Here is a 26,424-nt window from a genome sequence, read left to right as displayed (position 1 = left end):
AAACTAACTTTCTTTTTTAATGTCTATAAACTTGTCTAATGTCTTAAATGGCTTGAATGGTCTTCCTCCACCATCATAGAATTTTGAGAAGTATTCAACATACTCTAATCTACATGTGTGAACATAAGCACCTAGTAATGATAAACCTAAGTTAAATACATGTCCTAAAATAAATACAATAGGACCAAAAATTACTAATGCTACTCCTGGGAACATCCCTATAATAAGATTTAATGCTCCTGCTATTGAACCACCTGCTAGCCCTAAAGCCATAAGTCTTGTATAAGAAACTAAGTCTCCGATATACCCTGTTATTCCATATAATTCGTATAACCCTTGACCTATCTTTCCACCTTTTGATTTCATTTGTCTTCCTTGTGTAAGTACGATAAGCACCATACCAAAGATCATACACCACATTCCAATATTTCCAACTAATCCATTTCCATTCATTTTTCCAAAAGCAAAAACTCCTATTGATACAAGAGTTATTACCCATGAACCAACATCAAAAAATGCATCTAGTGGTTTTCCTGATCTTACTAAAACATAAGCTTTAATTCCTAATCCAAAGAATATTTGAATTACACCAAATACTATTGACATAACTAAAATAGTAGTTACATCTGTTTTGGTATTTATAAGTGCTGGAAGTGGTATTAAATCACCAAAGAATGCCCCATATATTGCCCCAAATGCAATTGTTGGGAAACTCAACCAGAAGAAAAATTTAGCAAATTCCCTTTGCTTTTCCTCTAATTTAAAAGCTTTTAATGCTATTAAAGAACCTATAAGCACTAATAATCCATACCCAATATCAGCAACCATCATTCCAAAGAATAATAAGAAGAATGGTGCTAAAAGTGGTGTTGGGTCAATATCATTATATCTTGGTAAACTATACATCTCTGTAATATTTTCAAATGATTTATTTAAAGAATTATTCTTAAGTTTTATTGGTACATTTGGTATTTCTTCTTCTTTAACTTCTTCATAAGTTAAGTAATAGTCTTCTCCAAGTATTTTTTTTCCTATATTAGATAATTCTTCATTTTTCTCTACAGGTATCCATCCCTGTATTACTACAGTATTGTTAGTTTTTAAGAAGTTATTTTTAGCAAGCTTTCTTGTGTAAATATTATGATAGTATTCATAAACTAACTCTAGCTTATTTAATCCTTCTTCAAGTGCTGCTAATTCTTCTTTTATAAAAAACTTCTCAGACTTGATTTTTTCAATTCTATCCATGTCTGTGTGTATTGTATTCATTGGAATTTCGCCAGTATCCATTTTGAATTGACTAAATCCAAATCCTCTTAAAACTTCTTCAACTTTTTCTTTGTTATCTTCATTAGATAATGCGAAAAAGAAAATGTCTTGATTATTTCTGCATATTATTTCAAGGTAGCAATTTGATAATTCACTTACTAAAGCTTCTTCATAATTTTTAGCTACACTTCCTATGAAATGTGGAGTTTTTAAACTATTTATGTCACTAAAGGATGCATCTAAACCTTCCCATGGCTTTAATAATGCGCATTCAGTTTCTAACTTTGTAATTTCATTATCTAATTCTATTAATTGAAGCTCTTTTTCCTTTACCTTATCATAAACTTCATGCCAGTTACTATTTAAAACTTTATCTTGAAGCTCTTTTTGGCTTAAGGATTTTTTTCCTTCTTTCATTGCTTTCAATCCTGATTTTTGAGGCACATAACCCTTTAAGAAGTCAAGAGCAAATTTTGCTTTGGATAATTCTTCTTCACAATTACTAAACTCTTCATCAACAGTATCCTTAGAAAGCTCTCTTAACTCTTTATTTTCTTCTAAGTAATCTTCATTTTGTAAATCTATAAATTCTACTTCTGAAAACCCTTGTAATTTTTCTAATAGAGCATCTTTTTTAGACTCAAAGGTTAGTAAGGTGAATTTATTCATCTTAACTATTGCCATTTGTCTTCACTATCCTCTCAATCACTAATTTCATTGCATCCTTTTTTTTATCAATGGATACATTTAAAATCTCTTTTGCCTCTGATTCCCCTTTAGCAATAATAGGCTCTGCCTCTTTATTGCCTTCTTGGATTGCATTATTCATAATGTTTTCGCATTCCTTTTTTGCCTCATTTAAGACTTCATTATATTCGTTTAAAGCCTCTTTATCAGCTATTTGAATCATCTCTTTTGCTTTTGCATTTGCATCTTTAATTAACTCTTCTGCTGTACTTTCTGCTTTTTTAACTTCTTTAATTGCCTCTAATGCCAAAATCTCACCACCTTTACTAGTAATTAAAAAAAATATATAAATTAATACTTTATATAGTATTAATTACTCTTTAATTACATTATACACCTTTTAAGAATAATTTCAATAAAATTCTTAATTTTTATAGAATTTTATTAATATAGGATTAATATTCCAAATTTTTAACGAATTTATATTATTTAATTATAGAAATATGAATTTATTATTATTATTTAGTAACGAATATGTATCTTTATCGTATATTTCGCCACATTTTTTATATCTTTCAATATCTATTGTAAATTTTTCGATGAAATATTCTCTAAAAGAATATTCTTCTCTTAATCTTTCTTTTATCTCTCTCTCTTCATCTTTAGTTATGTTACCCTTTAAAAATTCAGGTATTCCTCTTTTTTTATTATGAAGTAAATATTCATATCTTATTATTTCTTTTAATCTTGTATTATCTTCTTTTAATATCTCATTTGTAAAATCTAAAAATAATTTATAATATTCATTATTTCCTATACTTCTATCAAAATACCCTTTACTTTCATAGAATTTTCCTAATGAATAAAAGAAATCAAATGGAGTTTCAAATTTTGGATAGAAATATTCTAAAATATAATTAAATTTTCCACTGTTATAATATTTATCAACCATGTGTTCAACTTTTTTAAGTTCTAATAACTCAAAATAACTTATGTTATTTGTACTTAATATTTCATAAGGAGGGTATTGTGAAAATCTCATTCCCCATTTTTCACTTTCTTCTCTCATTGATGATCCTTTTAGAAGTTTTAAAAATCCTAATTGTATTTCTTCTGGTTTTATTGAATGAACATCATTAAATGATTTTTTAAATGATTGAAAATCTTCTCCTGGTAATCCTGCTATAAGATCTAAATGTTGTTTTATATTTCTTAATGAAAGAAGCTCTACTACTTTTTCTTTTATATCACTAAAATTAACAAATCTATTTATATTATGAAGAATTTCATCATTTGTTGTTTGTACACCAACTTCAAATTGGAATCTTCCATCTGGTGCATTTCTTAAAAGCTCTATTTCTTCATTTTTTAATATGTCTGCTGATATTTCAAAATGGAATTGAGTTTCTGTATCTTGCTTTATTAAAAAATCCCATATAGCCATTGCAAATTTATGATTACAGTTAAAAGTTCTGTCAACAAACTTAACTAATCTTACTTTTTTATCTACAAAATACTTAAGTTCTTTTAAAACTCTATCTATATCTTGAAATCTAACTCCATGAACTGTTGATGAAAGACAATATTTACAATTAAAAGGACATCCTCTTGATGCTTCATAGTAAACAATCTTATTATTTAGATCTTCATCCTCTTCATAAGGAAAAACAATTTCGTCTAATGACATAAGAGGTCTATTCCCATTAAAATTAATTTCTTTATCTTCTCTATAAACTAATCCTCTTATAGAAGTTATTTCTCTTTTACCTAACTTATATTCTATAAACTCTCTTAATGTCTTTTCTCCTTCCCCTACTATTACATAATCACCAATATGTTCTTTTAAAAATATAGTGCTATCATATGAAACTTCTGGTCCTCCATATAATATTTCTATATTTTCATCAACTCTTTTTATTAAATCTGCTAATCTTCCTACCATTTCAACATTCCATATATAAGTAGAAAAAGCTACAACATCTGGTTTTTCTTTAATTATTTCTTCTAATATCTTTTCTTCTCTATCATTTATTGAAAATTCTCTTATCTTTCCTTCATAATCCATATCCTTAGTAAATGCTTTTAAATATCTCACTGCTAAGTTACTGTGTACAAATTTTGAATTAACTGCTGTAAATAATATTTTCATTAAAATAATTCCTCTTTTCGTTTTAAATTTTTTGGGCTTTTATAAAAAACATATCCTCCCAAACTTTAGTTTCTTCTATTTTACAATTTTTTTCAAGAATTTTTTCTATTTCCTCTATATTTAAACATGCAAATATGTTGTTATTTTTTACACTTACTTTTTTAAAATTATCATCAGGACATAAAACTTTAAGTTCTACATCTACAATTTCTCCAAAACTCTTATTTAAATCCCATATATATATATATCCATCTTTCTTTATATAATCCGTAATATCATCTATTATTTCTTCTCTTTTGCTTTTTGTCCAAATATTATTAAGGTTAAAAAATAAAATTCCTGAATCATATTGGTTTATAAATTTAGAAGCTTCTGTTGTAATTGCTATTTCATCTATAGCTGAATTATTTTCATTTTGTATTATAGAAAAATCTTCTAATGAATAATCTATAACATCTCCTTCTATTTTTAAATTGATTAAATTTAATAAAATTGTTTTTTTCATAAACTCTCCCCCTTTTAAACAATTTAATTTTACCATTATTTTACATTTTTTAAAAGAAAAAGTACCTTCTCTTTAAATAAAGGAAGATACTTTAATTAAATTATTTTATATTTTTTCTTTTTAAAGCCTTATTTACAAGAATTAACATAATAACTAATCCTAATGTTATTATTATTACTATTATACTTTTAGGTATTTCATTAATAAATGCCATTTTATCCTTTTGTATACTGTATATATATCCTGAATTACTATCTAATAACAAACACTTTGTATCTAAAAAAATTATTTTTTCTATTTTACTATTCTTATCAAAACTTAAAATTTCTTTTACAACTTTATTATTATCTATAGAATATAATTTCTTTTCTAAATTATCAAAGAAAACTATTGTATCTTTTTCTAATAAAATTCCCTTTTTATCTATTGCAAGCTCTGATATACTTTTTAGTTTATTATGCTCATAATAAGGACCTTTAACATTTTTTTCTGGAGGATATTTTATTAAAGGTGCTATTTCTTTAGAATCTGAAAATTTAGGTGAACTTATTTTATCTCCACCACTATAATCTGGCCATCCATACCAAGACCCTTTATTTATTTTATAAATATAATCTGAGTCTCTTAAAGCTCCTCTCACTCCTTCAGCTTCTAATCCTTCAACTGCACACACAATTTCATTTTTACTATTTAAATCCCAACTAGTTATATTTTTTATTCCACTTGAATAAAGAACTGATTTCTTACTATTTATATCGACTTCATATACTGCTCCATTACCTAATAGAGCTGCTTTAACCTCTTCATTTTCTTTGCTCTCTTTTCCATATTCTCTAAAAGCACCTGTTTTATCATTTCCATAATTTTCTCCATTTAGAGTTAGATTTATAGGACTTTTATCCCAAAAGCTTTTAGTAAATATATCTCCTTCTTCAGCTATCCCTGTGTTAGTATATGTTCCTATTGATAACAGTAATTTTCCGTCTTTTTCAAGCAATTTTCTTTTTATATTTTCACCACCATACGGAATATCTTTAAGTATTCTCTCTACATGTCCATTAGATAAATCAAATTTCAATAAGTCTCCTCTTGATAATATAAGAAGATTTTCTTTCATATAAAGTACATCTTCAATTTCTAAACTATTATTAGTGTAAATTTTTTCTGTTTTATTATCAGAATTAATTTTAACTATCTCTTTTTCATAACATACAAAATAATTTCCATTTTCATCTGTTTCTAATTCAATAGCATTTTCAAATCCCTTCAAAAATACATCACTATTTATTCCTTTTTGCTGTACTTCTATTCTATATCCACTAGTATAAATATAAATTCCAAAAGCTATTAAAACAATGCAAATACTCGCCAAAGAATACTTAAAAAATTTCTTCATAACATCTCTCCTATAATTTCCTCTTTAATTTATATTTAAATTAGCTTTATAAATATTCCTAAATTAACTTAATTCTAATTATTTAGATAATCTTTTTCTAATTTACAGTATAATTCTTACTTTTTAAGAATAGTATGTATTGTAGTTAAAGGAGTGATTATATTTGAAACAGGATAATTTTTTTAGAAATTCTTTCTTATTAACAGCATCAAATATCGCCACTGGTATTCTTGGGTTTATATTTTCAATTTATTTATCTAAAGTATTAGGGGCTGAAGGAATGGGATTGTATAATCTTGTCCTACCAATATACCATCTTGTTATTTGTCTTATGACATCAGGAATTGTTGCAGCTATTTCTAAAGTTGCTGCAGTATATCATAATTCTGGTGAACATGAAAATTTAACAAAAACAATTAAGACTGTTTCTGTATTCAATATCATTTGGGCTATTATAATAGGAATTTTTGTATTTTTCTTTGCACCTATAATTGCAAAATTTGGAGTTCATGATATTAGAACAATAAACGCTATAAGAGTTGCCTGTCCGGCTATGGTTTTCATTTCTTTATCAAATATATTAAAAGGATACTTTTTAGGAACATCAAAAATAAAAATTCCTGCTCTAATTGATATTTTTGAAAAAGCTATGAGATTAGTAACTATATTTTTGCTTTTATATACTTTTAAAACAAATAATTTAGCTATGTTAGTTACTCTTGCTTATGTTTCTCTTGCTATTGGAGAGTTACAAAGTCTAATATTTTTATTTTTTTATTATAAAAAATGTACAAACAAACTTCCTTATAGACCTAATATTAAAACAGAAAGTAGAATGCAATTATTATTTAATGTATTAGTTATATCATTTCCACTTTGCGTAAATGGATTTTTAAATGGCATATTCTCTACTTTATCTACTTGGGTTGTTCCCCGTAGACTTATGGTAGCAGGATTTGATTATAATCAAGCTCTTGGAATGATAGGTAAATATACTGGAATGGCTATGACATTAATAGGAATTCCTCTTATAGTTGTAGGTACTATAAATACATTACTAATTCCTGACCTTTCTCAAACTTTAAGTCAGGGTAGAAATTATGATGCTGCTATGAGGATAAGAAAAGTTTTAAAAATTGCATTTTTATTAGGACTTGCTACTACAGTTATCTGTAATCTTGTCCCACAAAATCTAGGAGAAATTTTTTATTCTAGAAATGACTTAGGTGGATATATAAAAATGGCTTCATTATCAGCACCAATTTATTTTTCATCAGTAACTATGTTTGGAATATTAAATGGATTGAATAAACAAGGAATAATTGTTAGGAACTCGTTGATAGTGGCTTCAATAGAACTTATATCATTGTTTATCTTTACTTCAATTCCACAAATAAATGTATATGGCTTCAGTATAACTTTATTTATAAGTTCAATAGTTTGCTTAACTATCAATTTATATGAAGTAGATAAATGTTTAAAAATAAATATTTCTATTGTTGATGTAATTATATTTACTTTAATAAGTATTTTGATTTACTTATTAATAAATCTTTTTATTAATATAACTAAAATAACTTTAAATACTTTTACAACACTTTCCATAGTAGCTATAGTATTTGCAATTTATACTTATTTATCAAAATTTGGTTCTGATTAATATAAAAAAGGAGTAAATCATATCTGATTTACTCCTTTTTTAAGTTATTTATCTCATTTGATTTCTTAAAAATCCTGGTATTAGTCTATATATTTTAGGTGACATTGATTCTAAGTCTGATTTTCTTAAACCACCTATTTTTATCATAACAATAAAATAAACAAATGAGCCTATTCCCGTAAGAATTATTGTGTATACTAAAATAAATATCCATTTTATCAACTTTGAGCTTAACATAAGAGTTATGCTTTCTAATGGGAATTTTAATCCCCAAATAACTATTCCCATAACAATTGATGCAATAATTGGTTTTATACAAACTCTAAGCACAGGAATTCTATATTTAACTGTCTTTCTTAATGTTTTATAACATAAGAAGGATGGAACTGCAAAATAAAAGAAATTACCAATTAAAACTCCTAAAATGTTTAGTGAAGGAATTCCAACAAATATATAGTTTCCAAGAACTTTAAATATTACACCTATAGAAAAGGCTGCTATTAAAGGTCTAAATTTACTCATACCTTGAAGAATAGATGATTGAACTTGAGCAATTGACATAAATATTAATATAAAGGAACCTAACATCATTATGTATGAACCTCTATCTCTATTGAAAAGAATCATATAAATTTCTTTACTCAATAAAGACATTCCAACTGCTGCTGGTATTGTTATAGCAAAAGTTAGTCTAAATCCAAAATTAATTTGCTTTATTATAGCTTTTCTATTTCTTAAAGCATAATTCTTCGCAATATTTGGTAATATTATTGTTGTTAATGAAGTTATTATTATTAGTGGTAATCCTAGTAAAACTCTATAGTTTACAAATAAACCATATAGTGTATTAGCTGTTGCTAAATTATATCCTGCATGTAAAAGTCTATCATTTACATTAAACATATCTACCATTCCACCAAAGTTTTGAATTCCTGCTATAAGTGTTATTGGAATAGCATAAGAATAAATTTTTCTTTTAATAGAATGATCACTTATTTTATTTCCTGTTTCTTCAGTTACTTTTGCTTTTTTTCTTTTTATTTTTTTCTCATAAACAGAAATTAAATAAATTACTGCAATTAGAGCTCCTATTGATGTACCAATAGTTCCTCCTGCTGCTCCTAAAGGTAAGCTTATATTCATGAACAAAAATGCACATAATAAACTTATTATTACATTTAATATTTGTTCTAGAACTTGAGATATAGCAATTCCTTGCATCATCTCTCTACCTTGAAAATATCCTCTATATGCAGCTAATACAGCTGTTAAAAATACACTTGGCCCTAAAAACATAATAGAAAAAACTGCTGGCTCTGTATTTGTAAGTTTAGCAACTGGATAAGCTAATATAATAACTAAAACTGCTGCTATTCCTCCAATTAGTCCAAACATCTTTCTTGAAACTTTAAGAGCTCTTTCAGAATCCCTTTCATTTCCAGTAGCTTTTAATTCTGAAATTACTTTTGCAACGGCAGGTTGACATCCCATAGTTGTTACTGCATAAACAAACATAAATACATCATACCCTTTTCCGTATATCCCCATTCCTTCATAGCCAATTATTCTGGTTAATAACGGAACATAAAATGCCGATAGCACTTTAGATATTATCCCTGCAAAAGAAAGTATCATAAATCCTTTTGTAACCGATGATTGTTCCTTCATTTTCTTTCCCCTGATTTAAATATTAAATTTAAATACATCCTTTTTAATTTTCTTAAATATAGGTGGTAATGTTTCTACTATTATTTTATCTGTTAAGTAGCTCATTTTACCATCAATTTTTTTGAAATTTAATTTATAGGCATATAAGAATTGGAATTCTAATCCAAACTTACTTCTGAAGAATGAATTTGTCTTTTTATCTCCATATTTTTCATCACCTATTATTGGACATCCTAAATGTGAAAGATGTGCTCTAATTTGATGACTTCTTCCTGTAATTAAGTCAATTTCTAAAAATGAAAATGCTCCATTTGACTGTATTGTTTTAACTTCCATAGAAATCTCTTTTGAATCTGGAACTTTTTTATCAAATATTCTTGATATATTAGTATCTTCATTTTTTAGAATATATCCTTTATAAAGACCATCTTTTATTCTTCCTTTTACTATAGTATTATAGTATTTTTTAACTTTACCTTCTCTTATTATTTCATTTAATTCCTTTAATCCTTCAAAACTTTTACCAAACACAACCATACCTGAAGTATTTCTATCCAATCTATTACATGGTGCTGGAGTAAAAGTTATTTCTTTTTCTGGAAGATATGCACCTTTTTCATTTAAATATGAAAGCACATAGTCTGTAAGCGTTGGTATTTTTTTGTTGCTATCAGGATGAACTAATATTCCTGGCCATTTTTCAACAACTAACATATTTTCATCTTCATAAGAAATTTTCATTCTTTTTGCATCAACTTTTATAAAATTATCATTAGTTTCTTTTGCTTTTTTACTTTGAATATATCTTATTTCCACTACATCATTTAATTCTAGTGAATACTTTTCTTTTTGTTTTTTCCCATTAACTCTTATGTCACCTTTTCTTAATGCTTTAAAAATTGCACTTAAAGGTACATCTTTTAATAATTTTCTTAAGAACTTATCTAATCTTTGGCCTGCCTCATTAACACCAATTTCAATTCTCACTACTTAATCAACTCCTATTTTACTTCTTTAGTGAACATTTTCCTCATCTAAATAGATTAATATTTATTTACTATAATGTCAAATAATCAAAGGCTGCTTTACATTGAATTGCAACACCTATTGGTAAAGCCTCTTCATCTATATCAAAAAGACTACTATGTGCTGGTCTAAAACTATCTTTAGCTACGCTTCCAGTTCCTAAGAAATAAAAAGCTGAGTCCCTTTCCATTGCAAAATATGCAAAACTTTCTACTCCCATACTTGGATTTGGTTGTTCTAATACATTTTCTTCTCCTATTATATCTTTAGCACTATTTCTTATAAGAGAAACTACACTATCTTCATTTATTAAACATGGATAGCTTTCTTCTATTAATACTTCTACTTCTCCTCTTGATGCTTTTGCTATTCCTTCTGCAACTTGAACAACTCTTTCAGTTACATATTTTCTATCTTCTGGTGTAGTAGTTCTTATAATTCCTTCTATTTGTGCTTCTTCTGGTATAATATTTTGAGCTGTACCAGAATGAAAACTTCCAACTGTTATAACTCCAGGGTTTAATGGAGACAATTCTCTACTTATTATTGTTTGTAATGTGCTAACAATATTAGCTCCTATAACTATAGGATCAACAGTTGTGTTTGGTCTAGCTCCATGACCTCCATGTCCTTTAACTTTTATTTTATAAGGATTAGAAGCTGCATTTACCATTCCATTTTTTATCATTATTTTTCCTACTTCTAATTTTTCTTCTACGTGAAGACCTATTATTTTTTGAACTCTTGGATTTTCTAAAACACCATCTTTTATCATGTGAGGTGCTCCTCCAGTTGTTTCTTCAGCAGGTTCAAATAAAAGCTTAATTGTTCCTCCAAATTTGTCTTTATTTTTGTTAAGAATTCTAGCTACTCCAAGAAGTATTGTTGAATGTGCATCATGTCCACATGCATGCATTTTTCCTTTTTCTTTTGAAGAATATGGACAAGCTTTTCTATCTTCTATAGGAAGTGCATCCATATCTGCTCTTATTCCTATTACCTTTCCATTATCGTCTTTTTCTCCTTTTATTATTCCACAAAGTCCACTTATTCCAAATTCTTTGTATTCTATTCCTTCATTATCTAAAAATTCTTTTATTTTTCCTAAAGTTCTAGGAAGTTCAAATCCTAACTCAGGATGCATATGAAAATCTCTACGTATATCTATTAATTCATCTTTAAAAGCTTTTGCTTCATTTAAAAAATCTATCATTATTTTTCTCCTAAATTTTATTTATTCTTTAGTAAGATATAATTCTTTTGCTATTTTGGTTCATTCTTATTAAAGAAATGTAAATAAAGACTTATATTCATATTGAATATAAGTCTTTATTTTAAATTATATAGCATATTTTCTAAGGCTTCAACTTATGAGTTATTCTAATCTTAAAAGATTTTTCTCTAAAAGAATACTTAATTTGAAAGTTTTTTCGCCACTATCCATAAGTAAAATAGTTATTCTATCTCCCTCTATTTTTCTTATTATTCCTTTTTCTCCACGACCTTTATGAAATACTTTTGCTCCTACTATATATCCCTTATTCTCTAATTCTTTTAAAGCAAATTTTGTTTCATCTAAAAATCTAGATCTATCTTTAACTTTTCCACCTTTAGTTTTAGGAGAAAACATATAAAGATTATCTATAGCTCTAGTCATACCAACATAAAAAATTCTTCTTTCTTCCTCTATATTTTCTTTTGCAGAACTATGAGGAATTGAATCTTCTACACAGTTAGCTATAAATACATTTTTAAATTCCATTCCTTTTACTCTATGAATAGTACTTAATATAACCCTATCTTCATTTTCTTCTTTGTTTTTAGAACTTTTTATTTCTTCTTTAACTTCTTCTATATGATTAAAAAAGTCTAATATATTTGTAAAATCACTTGCTAATATTTTAAACTCTTCTAATATCTCTTCTAAATCATCTAAGCTTTGGCTAAATTTTTCAGCGTATTCCTTTAAATATTCTATATATTCTAAATCACTTATTATAAATTGTATTGCACTTCCGAGAGATAGTTTAGAGAGATAGTTTATATCTTTTTTTAAATCTTCTAATTTTCCCTTTTGAAATGAATGAATATCTTTTTTTTCAATTAAAATATCAAAAGGATTTTTCTCTTCTCTATAACTTCTAACATATTCAACATTTGCCTTACTTACATATCTAAAAGGTCTATTTATTATTCTTAAAAAATCTGTTTTACTATTACTATTTAAAGCTAAATTTAAATAAGCAATTATGTCTTTGCATATAAAATGATCATAAAAATTATATTCTTTATCTAATATATTAAAAGGTATCTTACTTCGTGTAAGAGCATCTACAAAACTCATTCCCTCAGCATTAGTTCTATATAAAATTATGTTATCTTCAAATTTATAATCTTTATTCCAAACATTTTCTTTTATTTTTTTTACAACTAAATCACTTTGTTCTTTTTCATCAGAAGGAAATAAAATTTCAACTTCTCCATCTTCTTTGTTGAAAGCTTGTATTGTCTTTTCATTTCTACTTATATTAGAAGAGATTAAATTTTTAGATCCTTCAACTATATTTTTAACACTTCGATAATTAGTTTCTAAAAAGTATTTTTTCCCCTCTTTAAATATCTGATTAAAGATTACCATATATTCTGGTTTTGAGCCTCTAAAAGAATATATACATTGATCTTCATCTCCAACACAAAAAAGATTATTATTTTCCCCACTATTTATAAGTTTTAAAAATTCAACTTGCAAATTATCGCAATCTTGAAATTCATCAACTAACATATATTTAAATAACCCTCTATATCCATTTAAAAGCTTACTATTGTTTTCTAACAATTCTAATGTCTTTATTGCTAAATCATCAAAATCTAAAAGCCCATTTTCTTTTTTGAAATTTTCATATGTATATAAACATTCTTCAAATATATTTTTTGTTATAGTTGGCTTAAATTCTTTTATATCTATTCTAGAAGTTTTGAAAAGAGAAATATTATTTTTTACTTCTTTTACTTTATCATCATTTATTTCATCAAAATAATTTTTTAAAATTCCTTGAATTAATTTATTGGTTTTATATTCTTCTACTATAGATATTTTCATTCCCTCTCTTAATAGAATTTTATAAAATAATCCATGAAATGTTCCAAAGAATGGTGCTGAATTTCGCATAAAAACCTTTTTATATCTTTCCTTCATATTTAAGGCTGCAGACTTTGTAAATGTGATAACAACTATGTTTTTATTTTGTACATTTAAGTTATTTATTAAGTAATTTATTCTATTTATTATAACTGTAGTTTTTCCCGAACCTGGAGCTGCAACTACAAGTATATTTTTTTCTTTTCCATAGACTGCTTCTTTTTGGTTTTTATCTAATATCAAAATATCACCTTCCTTTTAAAATTATATCCATTATTTCATTCAAATAACTATATTGTAATAATTCTTTTTAAGATGTACAATAGTTTTAAATATTTTTATAAGGAGATAGACATGAATACTAATAAAATTTTCGACATTAAAGATGAAAGAAATTTAACCATGTTAACTGACTTTTATGAACTTACAATGGGAAACGGCTATTTTTCAAAAAATCTTCAAAATAAAATAGCATATTTTGATATGTATTTTAGACGTGTTCCTGATGGTGGTGGATATTGTATAATGGCTGGAGTTGAACAGCTTGTAGAGTATTTACAATCTTTAAAATTTACTAATGATGACATAGAATATTTAGAAAGTAAAAATATATTTTCTAAAGATTTTTTAGAATATTTAAGAAACTTTAAATTTGAATGTGATGTTTGGGCAGTTCCTGAAGGAACACCAGTATTTCCAAATGAACCTCTTGTAACTGTTAGAGGTCCAATAGTTCAAGCACAATTTGTAGAAACTATGATTCTACTTACAATTAATCATCAAACTTTAATAGCAACAAAAGCTAATAGAATTTGTCGTGCTGCTAAAGGAAGAACTGTAATGGAATTTGGTTCTAGAAGAGCTCAAGGATATGATGGTGCTATTTATGGAGCTAGAGCTTCAATTATAGGTGGTTGTGATTCAACTGCTTGTACAATAGCTGACCAAAAATTTAATATTCCTGCAATTGGTACTATGGCTCATAGTTGGGTTCAACTTTTTGACACAGAATATGAAGCCTTCAAATCATGGGCAGAAGTTTATCCAGATAATTGTCTTTTACTTGTTGACACATACAATGTATTAAAATCTGGTATTCCTAATGCAATAAAGGTTTTTGATGAAATTTTAAAACCATTAGGTAAAAGACCAACTGGTATAAGAATTGATTCTGGAGATATAACTTATCTTACAACTAAATGTAGACAAATGCTAGATGAAGCTGGATATCCTGATTGTAAGATAGTTGTTTCTAACTCTCTTGATGAGCATATAATACGTGATGTTTTAGCTCAAGGAGCTCAAATAGATTCATTTGGTGTTGGTGAAAGACTTATAACAGCTAAATCTGAACCTGTATTTGGCGGAGTTTATAAATTAGTTGCTGTAGAAAATGATAATGAAATAATTCCTAAAATTAAAATAAGTGAAAATAATGAAAAGATAACTAATCCAGGATTTAAAAGAACTGTTAGATTATTTGATAATAATTCACAAAAGGCTATTGCTGATTTAATTCTTCTTAATGACGAAGAAATAGATGTTAATAAACCTCTTACTATTTTTCACCCAAGTGATACATGGAAGAATAAGACTATAACTAATTTCTACTATGAAGATTTAGCAGTTAAAATTTTTGATAAAGGTAATCTTATTTATGAATGCCCTACAGTTTTAGAAGCAAAGGATAGAGCTAAAAATGAGTTAAATAGATTTTGGTCTGAAATCCTTAGATTTGAAAATCCACATACTTATTATATTGACCTTTCTCACAAACTTTGGTCATTAAAACACACATTACTTCATGCTGCTAATAATGCATATTAAAAAGAGACGTTAAAAACGTCTCTTTTTAATATTTTTATTCAGCAATATCTAATACTACCTCTTTTAATACATCTTCAATTCTTAGTTTTCCAAAGCCATCATCTAAATCTAAATAACTTATAAAAACGCATTCATCTCCATTTTCTACATCTTTATTCATGACACATTCTGAAAAGCATTCAGTATAATTTTCATCTGATGACCAAAACGGGCATTTTCTCATAAATTCTCCTCCATCTTGTAAACGAAACCATTTTATAAATATTATATAATACTTTTCTCAAAAAATAAAGTATTTTGTAAATTTTCCTATTTTTCTCTTTTTATTCTTGAACAACTATAGGTTTGCTTAAATAATACCCCTGAAAATAATCATACCCTTCGCAAAAAGCTTCTTCATAATCTTCTTTGCACTCTATTTTCTCTGCTAAAAATTTTGCTTTTGAGTTTATACTTTTAATTTTAGATAAAATTATATTTCTATCTTTTTTAGTTGTATCTATGAAATCTATTTTATATATATCTACTAATTCTGCGAATTCCATGTATCTTATATTTAAGGTAACATCATCTAATGCAATTATGTAGCCTTCATCTTTTAGTTCTTTAATTTTCCTTTTAACTTCTTCTGTAGGATCTATATTTTCTAATATTTCTACTACTATATTATCTTTTGACAAAGTATTAACTAATCCATTTATTAAACATTTCTTTGAAAAGTTTATAAATGCTCTTTTATCTTCTATTAAGTTTTCTTTTCCTATATTTAAAATATTTGAAACTACTTGTAGAGTTGCATAATTCCCATCTACACTTTCATCATAATAATTTTTATAAGAATTTCTATATAATAGTTCATAAGCAACAATTTCATTTTGGCGATTATATATCCCTTGCTTTGCCAAAAATATATTCATCAAAATTCCTCCTAATAAACCCTAACATTAGAATAATTACCGTATACTAAATTAATAGCATACGGTAATATAATGTTTATTTAAAGAATCCAATATTTTTTCCTACTGAAAGGTCTATTATTTCATTTTGGAATGCCTTTAATAAAGCTTTTTCTAAAACTTTTTCTTGATCAAAATTTTCAATATCTCTGCATTCAGCAAAAACTTTATTTAATTCACCCTTTATATTTCTATATGTTAATGTAACATTTGGCTTATCATATTCAACCTTTACAATTTTTATTCCCCAAGAAATTTGAGCATATTGGTCTTCAACTTCTAATTTTGTAAGTTCTTTTAATTTTTCTTTTTCTTTTGTAGGGTCATTTATTATTATTAATTTATCTCCAACTTTGTATTTAGCCATGTGACTTTCCTCCTAAATTTATCCTATTCTATATCTCGATTTTATCACCTTGCACCTTTTCTTGCAACTAATCTTTTCCATTTGTGTATATTTTGATTTAAATTTAATAAATTATTAAAAAAAAAAGAACAGAGAACTGTTCTATAAAAATAAAAATAAATAAACACGGAATCGTTATTTTTTTAACAACTTTGTTTATATTTTAACATAAAACTTTTTCTAATTCAACCATTTTATAATATTTTATATTATTTTTTCATATATTAGATAATAATATTTATTAATTAAGATAGATATTTATTGAATAATCATTGATTTTTTTTAGTTTAGCATATATAATAACCTTATATATAAGATAAGGAGTATTTACTATGGAGAATATAACAACAATTTTTAAAGAAAAAAAACTTAAGCTTACTCCTCAAAGACTTGCAGTTTACAAGTATCTTATGAGTACAAAAGAGCATCCATCTGCTGAAGTTATATACAAAGCTATTCAACCAGAATACCCAACTATGAGTTTAGCTACAGTATATAAAGCTTTAAAAACTCTAGTAGAAGTAGGTTTAGTAAAAGAATTAAATGTTGGAGAAGGAAACTTTAGATATGATGGTAAATGCGAAACTCATCCACATATTCAATGTATCAAATGTAGTAGAGTTGATGATTTATCTAATGAAGTATTTAAAGATATAAATACTGATGCACAAAAAGTTTCAGATTATAAAGTTCTTTCAAACCAACTATATTTCTATGGAATCTGTAAAGATTGTCAATAAAACAACGCAATTACTGCGTTGTTTTTTTATTTAACACTCTTTCCCACTCTTTCCCATCATATTTTCCTTCCATTACATTTTTAACTTCATCACTAATACTCAATATATCTTTATTTGATATTCTATTAAAATAAAATCTATTTACTTCTGCTATAGCTTGAATACTACTTGCCATATCTCCTTGGACTCCTATTAAAGAACTGTCTCCCATTTTATTTCCTGTTACTACTTTTAGTTTATCTAAGCCTTCCATGGCTCCACCTTGAAGTAAAAATCTTAGAAAACTTTCTACATCATTTTCTTGATGATTTCCAACTGTTGCACAAATTATTATATCTACTCCAGTTGCAGCATTTACATATTTATTTTCTATAGGTTGCTTATTGATTAGAGTTGTATTTATTGAGCTATCAAATTTATCTGAAGAAAGAGTAGTTGTAAGTACAACAGGAATTTCTCCTTTATTAAATTTTTCTATTAAATCCTCTCCACCTTCTATGAAATTGCTTTCTTTTAAAATTCCTTGCTTATAATAATCATTTATTACATTAAATATCTTTTGACCATCTTTTATAGTATATATATCATTTTCTAATTTTCCTTTTACATATTCTTGATTCATATCATATATTATAGTATCATTTGCAACAACAGCACTTAAAAGCAATTCTTTTGTATACTCACTTTTTATGTATGTTGGTATTTTTATTCCTTTGCTAGTTAAAATTGATATAGCTTTAAATAAATTATCTTCTTTAACATTTAACCCCATGCTTTCTAATAATTTATCATTACATACTAAATCTAATGAAAATGGCATAAATCCTATTCCATAATAACTTCCTAACAATCTTCCATAAACATTATTTATAAGTGCAAATTTTTCTCTTGTTTTCTTATCTTTATAAAGATAACTTATATCTCTTAAATAATCTTTATTAGCAAAATCTACAAAAGAATATCCATCTAAAATTACTATATTAGATTCTTTATCCTCTCCTATAAATTCTACCATATCCTCTTCTTTTTCAACTCCAACTAAGGTAATTTCTTTTCCAACTTTCTTTTTATATTCTTTTATAATCTCTTCTACTACACTTATCTCTTTAACCGTATTTTTATTGTAATAAAGTTTTACATTTTTACTTTCTTCTTTACTACATGATATAAAATTAAATAATAAAATAATTAATAATAAGGCACAATAGATTCTTTTTCTTTTTCTGTATCTCATCTTTTTCTCCTTTTACAAATATAATATCTAATCATTTATTCTATTCTTTTTCATATACTTTATTATGGGAGGGATATTAATGAAATTTAATAAATTAAAATATTTTAAATACTTACTTATATTATTAGTAGTAATTCTTTGTTTTACTCTTTTTATTTTCTTTATTAACTCAAAAAAAACTATTAGCACTTATTCTTCAGTAGATATTAACAAAAAACATTTAATTGATTTAACTGGTGATGGAGTAAATGAAACTATAGAAATAATACAATCTGATAATTCTTATGACGTTAAAATAACAACTCAAAAATCAACAATTCTTCTAAGCTCTCTTTTAGAGGACAATTTTCTTTGCTCTAATGGAGAAGGTAATATATTTAAACTTAGATTTATAAATATCTCTAGAGATAATAAACCTGAAATATTAATTCAAGGTATAAAAAATAATTCAACTATTAATTATCTTTTTTCTTATAATAATAATTTTGAATTAACATTACAAAACTCCAATAATGTTTGCGGTGTTATTGATTCTAATTTAAATAAAACACCTCAATTTATTTCATTAAATTATAATAAAAATAAGGAAAATATAAGATCTAACATGATTATAAATAATGAATTAATTAATTCTACTAGAGATTCATTAGTAGTCCCTGGAATTGATAGTATTATTCCTCTTATAAAATATATAAACCTTGATGTTGAAGTTGAAAGTCACCCTGATGTATTCACTGATTCAATTTCTTCTAAGGATTTATCTAATCTTTGGAAACTTGATAAAAGCAATTTTTCTTATAAACTAATTGATGGCTTTTTCTTTGATACTGAAATAGATGACAATGGAGACATAAAAGAATGTAATTATACTCTATATTTTAATAGGAAAAATTTAAAAGATAACACTATAGAGCCTTTTAATGTAGAAGTTACTTTAAATAAAGATTATTATAATAATACTCTTAGAATTTCAAAAATGAATTTCTTTTTTAATAAAAAATAAAAAGGCCGCTTTTGCGGCCTTAAAAGGGGGATGGGGGATAACTATACTAATTTAATAATATAGTTTATAAAAGATTTTTTCTTTTACAGTAATATTATTTACCAGTAATATTATTTTTATTCATTTTAATTTAAATCCCCAAATGCCCCATTTACATATAAATAAATAGCCTTATCTATAAATTTAATTCTCTCTTTACTAACTATCTTTCTTAATGATAATAACATTTGGATATTAGGATCATCTTTATCTACATTATAATCCTTCTTTTCATTATGTTTAATATTATTTTCATTATTTACTCCACTAAAGCCTTCATTATTAATATTAGCGTTATTATTTACAGCATTATTCATATTATTATTCATTAAATTATTTAATAATTTCATTGGATCCATATTTCCAAAATTATTTTGGCTATTCATATTATTCTCTATTCCATTATTAATATTCCCATTAAAGTTATCCATGTTTATACCATTTTGATTTAGAGAATTCATCATATTGTTAAGTTTATTCTTATCTATATTTCCTAGCATTCCCATTAAACTATTCATATCTAATCCAAAAGGATTATTAATTTGACCTTGTGAATCTTCTAAATAATCATCTTCATTTCTATTCCTATGCTTTCTCTTACTACCCATATTAACCTCCAATTATAATTTATCTTTACATTATATGTATAAAATATATTTTTGTTATTATTTTTAGGCATTTTTTTGGAGGGCTATAAAAGCCCTCCAACAACTATCAATTCATCTATTAAATTGATTAATTTGTTTAGATTTAATCACCTAAAGAAATTAAGAGATTACCATCCCCATCCATTTCCTCCGCAACCGCAAACAATGATTATTAAAAATAACCAGCAAAACCAGCTATTATTTCCATTATTACAGCAATTTGAATTATTTCCAAATCCATCGTTTCCGCATCCACAGCAAGCAATTATTAAAACTAATATTATCCAGATTCCCCAGTTATCATTTTGACAACTTCCACTATTATTCCAATTAGGCATTATAACTGTACTTCCGTTTGAGCAGCAACATCTTCTTCTTCTTCTTCTTGACATAATTTATTCCTCCATACTATTTATTAGCAAAATGAATTACATGAATTTCCATTGAAACCAGATCCACAGCAACATATTAATATTAATATGATCCATACAAACCAGCTATTTCCGCATCCGAATCCATCTCCGAATCCACCCCAGCCTTGATTATTATTCATCATTCCAAAGCAAGGATCTACTGGAACATAGAAAGTTTCTTTACATTTTTTAAATCTAGGTTTTTCGCAGCAACAATCACAACAACAATCACAGCAGCAACAGCAATTATTTCTACGTCCGCCTCTATTATTTCCATTACAACCACATAATAATATTATCAATATAAACCAACAAAAGAAGTTATTATTGCATCCATTATTACCAAAGTTATTACATCCATTATTGCATCCATCATTATGATGATGATTATTATTGCAATCACATGAATTTGAATCATCACAATCTGATTCGTTAAATCCGTTTAAAATATCATTAATTTCCATAAACAAAATCCTCCTATTTTTTAAGTTTTTTTGTTTTTTTGTTGTTTATACTATATTGTATGAGACGTCATTATTTTTGACACAAAACTAAATAAAAAGGACTGAGAAATTTTTTAATTTCTCAGTCCAATATAAATTTAATCTAAATCTGTAGCTAAATCTTCAAATAAATTATTTATTAATTCATCTTTTCCTTTTTTATTTAAAGATGAAAAGAAATATAATTTATCTTCTTTTTGTAGCTTTAATGTTTCTCTTATAACTTTTTCACTTTTTCTTAATTCATTATTTGAAAGCTTATCGCTTTTAGTTGCAACAACAATAACATCATATCCATAATGAAGAATCCATTCATGCATCAGTATATCATCAGCAGTTGGCTTATGTCTTGAATCTACTAAAAGAACAACCCTCTTAAGTTCTTCTCTTCCTGCAAGATAATCCTCTATTGTTTTTCCCCAGCTTTCTTTTTCAGCTTTAGAAACTTTAGCATATCCATATCCAGGTAAATCTACAAGATAAAAATCATTATTAATTAAAAAGAAATTAATTAACTTTGTTTTTCCTGGAGTTTGACTAACTTTTGCTAATTTTTTTCTATTCGTAAGAGCATTTATTATAGAACTTTTACCAACATTTGATCTTCCTACAAAAGCAATTTCAACTCTTTCATCAGTAGGATATTGTGGTTTCCTAACAGCTGATGTTATAAATTCTGATTGTTTTATTCTCATTATTTATTCACTCCAATTATCGCATTTTCTAAAACAGTATCAACATGACTTGCAGTTATTATGTTTAAGCTGTCTTTAACTGAATCAGGTATCTTATCTATATCTTTTTCATTTTCTTTAGGAATTATTATAGTGTCTATTCCAAATCTAGAAGCTGCAAGAGCTTTCTCTTTAAGTCCACCTATTGGTAAAACTCTACCTGTTAAAGTTACTTCTCCTGTCATGGCTATATTATATTTAACTTTTTTTTCTGAAAGTGCTGATACTAAAGCTGTTACCATTGTTACTCCAGCAGAGGGACCATCTTTTGGCACTGCTCCTTCTGGAACATGAATATGAACATCTTTCTTTTTATAGAATTCTACATCTATTCCATACTTTTTAGCATTTGCTCTAACATAAGTAAATGCAGCTTTTGCAGATTCTTGCATAACATCTCCAAGTTTTCCTGTTAACTGAAGCTTACCTGTACCTTCCATAACCATAGCTTCTACAGGTAAAGTATCTCCACCATAAGCAGTCCAAGCCATTCCAGTAACTACCCCAACTTTATCCTCTTTATCCATTGTTTCTAATGAATAAAATCTTTTTCCTAAAAGTTCTTCTGCTTTTTTACTATTTACTGTTATAGACTTATTGCCTTTCTTAAGCATTTCTGTTAATGCCTTTCTAATTAATGAACCTAATGCTCTATTTAATCCTCTGACACCTGATTCTCTAGTATATCCTTCTATAACTAATCTTATAGCATCATCAGATATTTTAACTATTTTATTTGTTACATTATGTTCTTTTAATTGCTTATTAACTAAATATTTTTTAGCTATATTGAATTTTTCTTCATAAGTATATCCAGATACCTCTATTATCTCCATTCTATCTAGTAGTGGTCTTGGTATAGTATCTAAGCTATTTGCTGTAGCTATAAATAATACTTTTGAAAGATCCATAGGAACTTCTAAATAGTTATCTCTAAATGTATTATTTTGCTCTGAATCTAAAACTTCTAGTAAAGCATCAGATGGCTCACCTTTATAACTTGAACTTATCTTATCTATTTCATCAAAAAGTAGTACTGGATTCATGCTTTTAGCACCTTTAAGTGCATATGCTATTCTTCCTGGCATTGCTCCAACATAAGTTTTTCTATGACCTCTTATTTCAGATTCATCTCTCATACCACCTAATGCAATTCTTGAATATTTTCTATTCATAGATTCTGCAATTGACTTAACAATAGATGTCTTACCAACTCCAGGAGGTCCAACAAGACATAATATAGGACCTTTCATATCTCCACTTATTTGTTTTACTGCTAAAAATTCTATTATTCTATCTTTTACATCTTTAAGCCCAAAATGGTCTCTATTAATAATTTCTTCTGCAAAATTAATATCTATATTCTCTTCTGTTGATATTTCCCAAGGAATATCTAAAATCCATTCAATATATGTTTTAGTTACATTGCTTTCTGAAGAATTTGAGCTCATTGATTTTAATCTCTTAACTTCATATAAAGCTTTTTCTTTAACTTCTTTTGGTAAATTTCTATTTTGTATTTGCTCTTCTAATTTAGAAATTTCTGATTCTTCATCATCTTCACCAAGTTCTTCTTGTATAGCTTTTATTTGCTCTCTTAAAAAATATTCTTTTTGACTTTTATCAGCTTTATCTTTAACAGTTTTTCCTATTTTCTTTTGAAGCTTTATAATAGAAATTTCTTCATCTATTATAAATAATAATTTTTTTATCTTCTTTTTTAAATCTGATATTTCTAAAAGACTTAACCTATCTGCTTCTTTTGTAGCAACAATTCCAGAAATTATATCTGATAGTCTCCAAGGATCATTGTCCATTTCTACTCCTTTAATCATTTCTGGATTTGTATCACCTATAGCTTTCATATATGATATAAAAGCTTTTTTAAGGCTTCTTAAATACGCATCTATTTCCACATCATCTATTACTTCTTCTTTAATTCTCTCTACTTCTACTTCTAAATAACTTTTTTTATTCTTAAATTTTAATATTTTTCCTTTTTCTTTTCCTTCAATAAGAACTCTAAAAACATCATTAGGTAATTTAACAATTTGCTTTATATTTGCTATTGTCCCTATTTTATTTACATCACTCTTCTTAGGTTCATCTATTTCTAAATCTTTTTGTGGTGCTAAGAATATATCTCCATCAGCTCTCATTGCCACTTCAATAGCTTCTTTTGATTTTTCTCTTCCCACATCAAAATGAATAACCATATTAGGAAAAATAGTTAATCCTCTAAGAGGAATTAAAGGAAGTACTCTATTATTTTCCATTTTCATCTTCCTCCGAACTTCTTCTAATTTATATTTATACTTATTTAGTATAACATAAGTAACTTATTTTTCAATCTTTATAAAAATCCAATATTTAAATATTAAAAAAACTCATCTTTGAATTACAAAGATGAGTTTTTATTATTCTTCTATTTTAGGACTTTCTAATAAATTTTCGTTAGAATTCCCTCTAATTATTTCTGGATCTTTTTTAGAAGTTATACATTCTTCATTTATTATAACTTCACTAACAGTTTCATCAGATGGAACTTCAAACATAATTTCCATCATAACTTCTTCTATTATGGCTCTTAATCCTCTTGCTCCAGTTTTTCTTTTAATTGCTTCTTTAGCAATAGCTCTTAAAGATTCATCCTTAAATACTAAGTTAATATTGTCTAATTCAAATAACTTTTTGTATTGTTTTACAAGAGCATTTTTAGGTTCAGATAATATTTTAACTAATGCCTCTTCATCTAATGATTCAAGAGTAACTACTATAGGAAGTCTTCCTACAAATTCAGGAATTAATCCAAATTTAAGTAGATCTCCAGGCATTATGTCTTTTAATAATACACCTAAATCTTTTTCTTGTTTAGATTGTATAGTTGCTCCAAACCCAATTCCACTTTTCTCTGTTCTTTTTTCGATGATCTTATCTATACCATCAAAAGCTCCTCCACAGATAAATAGAATGTTTGTTGTATTAATTTGTAAAAGCTCTTGATGTGGATGTTTTCTTCCACCTTGTGGTGGAACTGAAGCTACTGTTCCTTCAAGAATTTTTAATAAAGCTTGTTGAACTCCTTCACCTGATACATCTCTAGTTATTGATGGATTTTCTGATTTTCTAGTAATCTTATCAATCTCATCAATATATATGATACCTCTTTCGGCTTTTTCAATATCATAATCTGCATTTTGTATAAGTTTTAAAAGTATATTTTCAACATCTTCTCCAACATATCCTGCTTCTGTTAATGTAGTAGCATCAGCCATAGCAAAAGGTACATTTAATATTTTTGCTAAAGTTTGAGCTAAAAGTGTCTTACCAGAACCAGTTGGACCTAATAATAAAACATTACTTTTTTGAAGTTCTACCTCATTATCTATACCTTGTTTTGAATTTATTCTTTTATAATGATTATAAACTGCTACAGATAAAGATTTCTTTGCACTATCTTGACCTACAACATAATCATCTAAATATTTCTTTATTTCAGCAGGTTTTGGTAATTTTTCAAGTACTACACCTGATTTCTTTTCCACTATTTCTTCTTCTATGATTTCTGAACATAACTCTATACATTCATCACAAATGTACACTCCAGGCCCAGCAATTAGTCTTTTAACCTGCTCTTGACTTTTACCACAGAAAGAACACTTTAGTTGTTTTTTATCTTCATACTTAGCCATAAATTCACCTCACTAAAGTATACTACTATTTTTCAATTTCATTGTTTTGAATTACCTTGTCAATTAATCCATATTCCATAGCTTCATCAGCTTCTAGGAAGTAATCTCTTTCAACATCGGCCTTTATTTTTTCTAAAGGTTGATTTGTATTTTCGCTTAAAATCTTATTTAATTTATCTTTTATTTTTAATATTCTTTTAGCGTGTATATCTATATCTGTTGCTTGCCCTTGGAATCCACCTAAAGGTTGATGGATCATTATTTCAGCATTTGGAAGAGCAAATCTCTTTCCTTTTTTTCCTGAAGTAAGTAAGAATGCTCCCATTGAAGCAGCCATACCTATGCATATAGTGCAAACATCTGGCTTAATATAATTCATTGTATCATATATAGCCATTCCTGAAGTTATTGATCCACCTGGACTATTTATATATATATATATGTCTTTATCTGGATCTTCACTTTCTAAGAATAAAAGTTGTGCTACTACTAAATTTGAAGTAACATCATTTATCTCTCCATTTATCATTATTATTCTATCTTTTAATAATCTTGAAAAAATGTCGTAACTTCTTTCACCTCTATTAGTTTGTTCTACGACCATTGGTACTAAACTCATATTTTTCCCCTCCTTAAAATGTAACATCTATTAGTATTAACAAAATATTTGAATATTAATCTTAAGTATCTTATTAATTTTTATTTTAAATAATTGCCAGAAAATAAAATTT

24 protein-coding genes are annotated in these 26,424 nt (G+C 26.5%); 4 read left to right on the top strand and 20 right to left on the bottom strand.

The window, feature by feature from the left end; all coding sequences use genetic code 11:
• Positions 1-3: 3 nt before the first annotated feature.
• From HMPREF1092_RS02535 to HMPREF1092_RS02515, 5 genes are all read right to left on the bottom strand, one after another.
• Positions 4-1,953 (bottom strand): V-type ATP synthase subunit I, encoded by a 1,950-nt coding sequence (locus HMPREF1092_RS02535; RefSeq protein WP_002597023.1) that lies wholly within the window; start codon positions 1,951-1,953, stop codon positions 4-6.
• The gene (locus HMPREF1092_RS02530; RefSeq protein WP_002597022.1) at positions 1,940-2,266 is read right to left on the bottom strand and encodes a hypothetical protein; all 327 of its coding nucleotides are present in this window, start codon (positions 2,264-2,266) and stop codon (positions 1,940-1,942) included. The genes HMPREF1092_RS02535 and HMPREF1092_RS02530 overlap by 14 nt, the downstream gene beginning before the upstream one ends.
• A 183-nt stretch (positions 2,267-2,449) precedes the next feature.
• Positions 2,450-4,105, bottom strand: a complete 1,656-nt coding sequence (locus tag HMPREF1092_RS02525; protein WP_002597021.1) for a B12-binding domain-containing radical SAM protein — start codon at positions 4,103-4,105, stop codon at positions 2,450-2,452.
• A 22-nt stretch (positions 4,106-4,127) separates the two neighbouring features.
• Positions 4,128-4,610, bottom strand: a complete 483-nt coding sequence (locus HMPREF1092_RS02520) for a hypothetical protein (RefSeq protein WP_002597020.1) — start codon at positions 4,608-4,610, stop codon at positions 4,128-4,130.
• 100 nt (positions 4,611-4,710) lie between these two features.
• Positions 4,711-6,006: a PQQ-dependent sugar dehydrogenase family protein gene (locus HMPREF1092_RS02515; protein WP_002597019.1), complete on the bottom strand. Its 1,296-nt coding sequence runs from the start codon at positions 6,004-6,006 to the stop codon at positions 4,711-4,713.
• Between the two features lie 163 nt (positions 6,007-6,169).
• Here HMPREF1092_RS02515 and spoVB point away from each other — a divergent pair, with 163 nt between their 5' ends.
• Positions 6,170-7,666, top strand: coding sequence for a stage V sporulation protein B (spoVB, locus tag HMPREF1092_RS02510; RefSeq protein WP_002597018.1), 1,497 nt, complete (start codon positions 6,170-6,172; stop codon positions 7,664-7,666).
• Between the two features lie 48 nt (positions 7,667-7,714).
• On the opposite strand, the gene HMPREF1092_RS02505 is transcribed toward spoVB, so the two are convergent.
• The 4 genes from HMPREF1092_RS02505 to HMPREF1092_RS02490 all read right to left on the bottom strand — a co-directional run bounded on the left by HMPREF1092_RS02505 (position 7,715) and on the right by HMPREF1092_RS02490 (position 13,745).
• Positions 7,715-9,334, bottom strand: a complete 1,620-nt coding sequence (locus tag HMPREF1092_RS02505) for a putative polysaccharide biosynthesis protein (RefSeq protein ID WP_002597017.1) — start codon at positions 9,332-9,334, stop codon at positions 7,715-7,717.
• A gap of 15 nt (positions 9,335-9,349) precedes the next feature.
• Positions 9,350-10,321 (bottom strand): RluA family pseudouridine synthase, encoded by a 972-nt coding sequence (locus tag HMPREF1092_RS02500; RefSeq protein ID WP_002597016.1) that lies wholly within the window; start codon positions 10,319-10,321, stop codon positions 9,350-9,352.
• A 70-nt stretch (positions 10,322-10,391) separates the two neighbouring features.
• Entirely contained in the window at positions 10,392-11,573 is a 1,182-nt protein-coding gene (locus HMPREF1092_RS02495) for a M20 metallopeptidase family protein (RefSeq protein ID WP_002597015.1), read from the bottom strand.
• A gap of 162 nt (positions 11,574-11,735) precedes the next feature.
• Complete coding sequence (locus HMPREF1092_RS02490; RefSeq protein ID WP_040413601.1) at positions 11,736-13,745, bottom strand: ATP-dependent helicase; 2,010 nt, start codon at positions 13,743-13,745, stop codon at positions 11,736-11,738.
• 108 nt (positions 13,746-13,853) lie between these two features.
• Between HMPREF1092_RS02490 and HMPREF1092_RS02485 the strand changes: the two genes are divergently transcribed.
• Entirely contained in the window at positions 13,854-15,326 is a 1,473-nt protein-coding gene (locus tag HMPREF1092_RS02485; RefSeq protein WP_002597013.1) for a nicotinate phosphoribosyltransferase, read from the top strand.
• 34 nt (positions 15,327-15,360) lie between these two features.
• On the opposite strand, the gene HMPREF1092_RS02480 is transcribed toward HMPREF1092_RS02485, so the two are convergent.
• From HMPREF1092_RS02480 to HMPREF1092_RS02470, 3 genes are all read right to left on the bottom strand, one after another.
• The gene (locus HMPREF1092_RS02480; protein WP_002597012.1) at positions 15,361-15,549 is read right to left on the bottom strand and encodes a hypothetical protein; all 189 of its coding nucleotides are present in this window, start codon (positions 15,547-15,549) and stop codon (positions 15,361-15,363) included.
• Positions 15,550-15,649: 100 nt separating this feature from the next.
• On the bottom strand, positions 15,650-16,243 hold the full coding sequence (locus HMPREF1092_RS02475) for an EAL and HDOD domain-containing protein (protein ID WP_002597011.1): 594 nt from the start codon (positions 16,241-16,243) through the stop codon (positions 15,650-15,652).
• A gap of 76 nt (positions 16,244-16,319) precedes the next feature.
• On the bottom strand, positions 16,320-16,649 hold the full coding sequence (locus HMPREF1092_RS02470) for a hypothetical protein (protein WP_002597010.1): 330 nt from the start codon (positions 16,647-16,649) through the stop codon (positions 16,320-16,322).
• Between the two features lie 371 nt (positions 16,650-17,020).
• Between HMPREF1092_RS02470 and perR the strand changes: the two genes are divergently transcribed.
• Positions 17,021-17,428 carry a transcriptional regulator PerR gene (gene perR, locus HMPREF1092_RS02465; protein ID WP_002597009.1) on the top strand — a complete coding sequence of 136 codons (408 nt, stop codon included), beginning with the start codon at positions 17,021-17,023 and terminating at the stop codon, positions 17,426-17,428.
• 10 nt (positions 17,429-17,438) lie between these two features.
• On the opposite strand, the gene HMPREF1092_RS02460 is transcribed toward perR, so the two are convergent.
• A complete protein-coding gene (locus HMPREF1092_RS02460) occupies positions 17,439-18,662 on the bottom strand; it encodes a hypothetical protein (RefSeq protein WP_002597008.1) in 1,224 nt (407 codons plus the stop codon).
• 79 nt (positions 18,663-18,741) lie between these two features.
• Between HMPREF1092_RS02460 and HMPREF1092_RS02455 the strand changes: the two genes are divergently transcribed.
• Complete coding sequence (locus HMPREF1092_RS02455; RefSeq protein WP_002597007.1) at positions 18,742-19,665, top strand: hypothetical protein; 924 nt, start codon at positions 18,742-18,744, stop codon at positions 19,663-19,665.
• Positions 19,666-19,790: 125 nt separating this feature from the next.
• On the opposite strand, the gene HMPREF1092_RS02450 is transcribed toward HMPREF1092_RS02455, so the two are convergent.
• From HMPREF1092_RS02450 to clpP, 7 genes are all read right to left on the bottom strand, one after another.
• Complete coding sequence (locus tag HMPREF1092_RS02450) at positions 19,791-20,312, bottom strand: hypothetical protein (protein ID WP_002597006.1); 522 nt, start codon at positions 20,310-20,312, stop codon at positions 19,791-19,793.
• A gap of 167 nt (positions 20,313-20,479) precedes the next feature.
• Positions 20,480-20,743: a hypothetical protein gene (locus HMPREF1092_RS16920; protein WP_002597005.1), complete on the bottom strand. Its 264-nt coding sequence runs from the start codon at positions 20,741-20,743 to the stop codon at positions 20,480-20,482.
• Positions 20,744-20,766: 23 nt separating this feature from the next.
• A complete protein-coding gene (locus HMPREF1092_RS17060; RefSeq protein ID WP_002597004.1) occupies positions 20,767-21,228 on the bottom strand; it encodes a hypothetical protein in 462 nt (153 codons plus the stop codon).
• Between the two features lie 137 nt (positions 21,229-21,365).
• Positions 21,366-21,962 (bottom strand): ribosome biogenesis GTP-binding protein YihA/YsxC, encoded by a 597-nt coding sequence (gene yihA / locus HMPREF1092_RS02435; RefSeq protein WP_002597003.1) that lies wholly within the window; start codon positions 21,960-21,962, stop codon positions 21,366-21,368.
• Positions 21,962-24,277, bottom strand: a complete 2,316-nt coding sequence (lon, locus tag HMPREF1092_RS02430) for an endopeptidase La (protein ID WP_002597002.1) — start codon at positions 24,275-24,277, stop codon at positions 21,962-21,964. The genes yihA and lon overlap by 1 nt, the downstream gene beginning before the upstream one ends.
• A gap of 141 nt (positions 24,278-24,418) precedes the next feature.
• The gene (gene clpX / locus HMPREF1092_RS02425) at positions 24,419-25,693 is read right to left on the bottom strand and encodes an ATP-dependent Clp protease ATP-binding subunit ClpX (RefSeq protein WP_002597001.1); all 1,275 of its coding nucleotides are present in this window, start codon (positions 25,691-25,693) and stop codon (positions 24,419-24,421) included.
• 25 nt (positions 25,694-25,718) lie between these two features.
• Positions 25,719-26,312 carry an ATP-dependent Clp endopeptidase proteolytic subunit ClpP gene (gene clpP / locus HMPREF1092_RS02420; protein ID WP_002597000.1) on the bottom strand — a complete coding sequence of 198 codons (594 nt, stop codon included), beginning with the start codon at positions 26,310-26,312 and terminating at the stop codon, positions 25,719-25,721.
• Positions 26,313-26,424 lie beyond the last annotated feature (112 nt).

This window comes from Clostridium thermobutyricum, assembly GCF_000371465.1.
Lineage (GTDB): Bacteria > Bacillota > Clostridia > Clostridiales > Clostridiaceae > Clostridium > Clostridium thermobutyricum.
The sequence above is the reverse complement of the archived record's forward strand: the minus strand, read 5'-3'. Positions and strand labels throughout refer to the sequence as shown.

Coding starts and splice junctions, on each gene's coding strand:
- HMPREF1092_RS02535 (WP_002597023.1), bottom strand. CDS start 1,953: ATGGCAATAGTTAAGATGAATAAATTCACCTTACTAACCTTTGAGTCT.
- HMPREF1092_RS02525 (WP_002597021.1), bottom strand. CDS start 4,105: ATGAAAATATTATTTACAGCAGTTAATTCAAAATTTGTACACAGTAAC.
- HMPREF1092_RS02520 (WP_002597020.1), bottom strand. CDS start 4,610: ATGAAAAAAACAATTTTATTAAATTTAATCAATTTAAAAATAGAAGGA.
- HMPREF1092_RS02515 (WP_002597019.1), bottom strand. CDS start 6,006: ATGAAGAAATTTTTTAAGTATTCTTTGGCGAGTATTTGCATTGTTTTA.
- HMPREF1092_RS02505 (WP_002597017.1), bottom strand. CDS start 9,334: ATGAAGGAACAATCATCGGTTACAAAAGGATTTATGATACTTTCTTTT.
- HMPREF1092_RS02495 (WP_002597015.1), bottom strand. CDS start 11,573: ATGATAGATTTTTTAAATGAAGCAAAAGCTTTTAAAGATGAATTAATA.
- HMPREF1092_RS02485 (WP_002597013.1), top strand. CDS start 13,854: ATGAATACTAATAAAATTTTCGACATTAAAGATGAAAGAAATTTAACC.
- HMPREF1092_RS02480 (WP_002597012.1), bottom strand. CDS start 15,549: ATGAGAAAATGCCCGTTTTGGTCATCAGATGAAAATTATACTGAATGC.
- HMPREF1092_RS02475 (WP_002597011.1), bottom strand. CDS start 16,243: ATGAATATATTTTTGGCAAAGCAAGGGATATATAATCGCCAAAATGAA.
- HMPREF1092_RS02470 (WP_002597010.1), bottom strand. CDS start 16,649: ATGGCTAAATACAAAGTTGGAGATAAATTAATAATAATAAATGACCCT.
- perR (WP_002597009.1), top strand. CDS start 17,021: ATGGAGAATATAACAACAATTTTTAAAGAAAAAAAACTTAAGCTTACT.
- HMPREF1092_RS02460 (WP_002597008.1), bottom strand. CDS start 18,662: ATGAGATACAGAAAAAGAAAAAGAATCTATTGTGCCTTATTATTAATT.
- HMPREF1092_RS02455 (WP_002597007.1), top strand. CDS start 18,742: ATGAAATTTAATAAATTAAAATATTTTAAATACTTACTTATATTATTA.
- HMPREF1092_RS02450 (WP_002597006.1), bottom strand. CDS start 20,312: ATGGGTAGTAAGAGAAAGCATAGGAATAGAAATGAAGATGATTATTTA.
- HMPREF1092_RS16920 (WP_002597005.1), bottom strand. CDS start 20,743: ATGTCAAGAAGAAGAAGAAGAAGATGTTGCTGCTCAAACGGAAGTACA.
- HMPREF1092_RS17060 (WP_002597004.1), bottom strand. CDS start 21,228: ATGGAAATTAATGATATTTTAAACGGATTTAACGAATCAGATTGTGAT.
- yihA (WP_002597003.1), bottom strand. CDS start 21,962: ATGAGAATAAAACAATCAGAATTTATAACATCAGCTGTTAGGAAACCA.
- lon (WP_002597002.1), bottom strand. CDS start 24,277: ATGGAAAATAATAGAGTACTTCCTTTAATTCCTCTTAGAGGATTAACT.
- clpX (WP_002597001.1), bottom strand. CDS start 25,693: ATGGCTAAGTATGAAGATAAAAAACAACTAAAGTGTTCTTTCTGTGGT.
- clpP (WP_002597000.1), bottom strand. CDS start 26,312: ATGAGTTTAGTACCAATGGTCGTAGAACAAACTAATAGAGGTGAAAGA.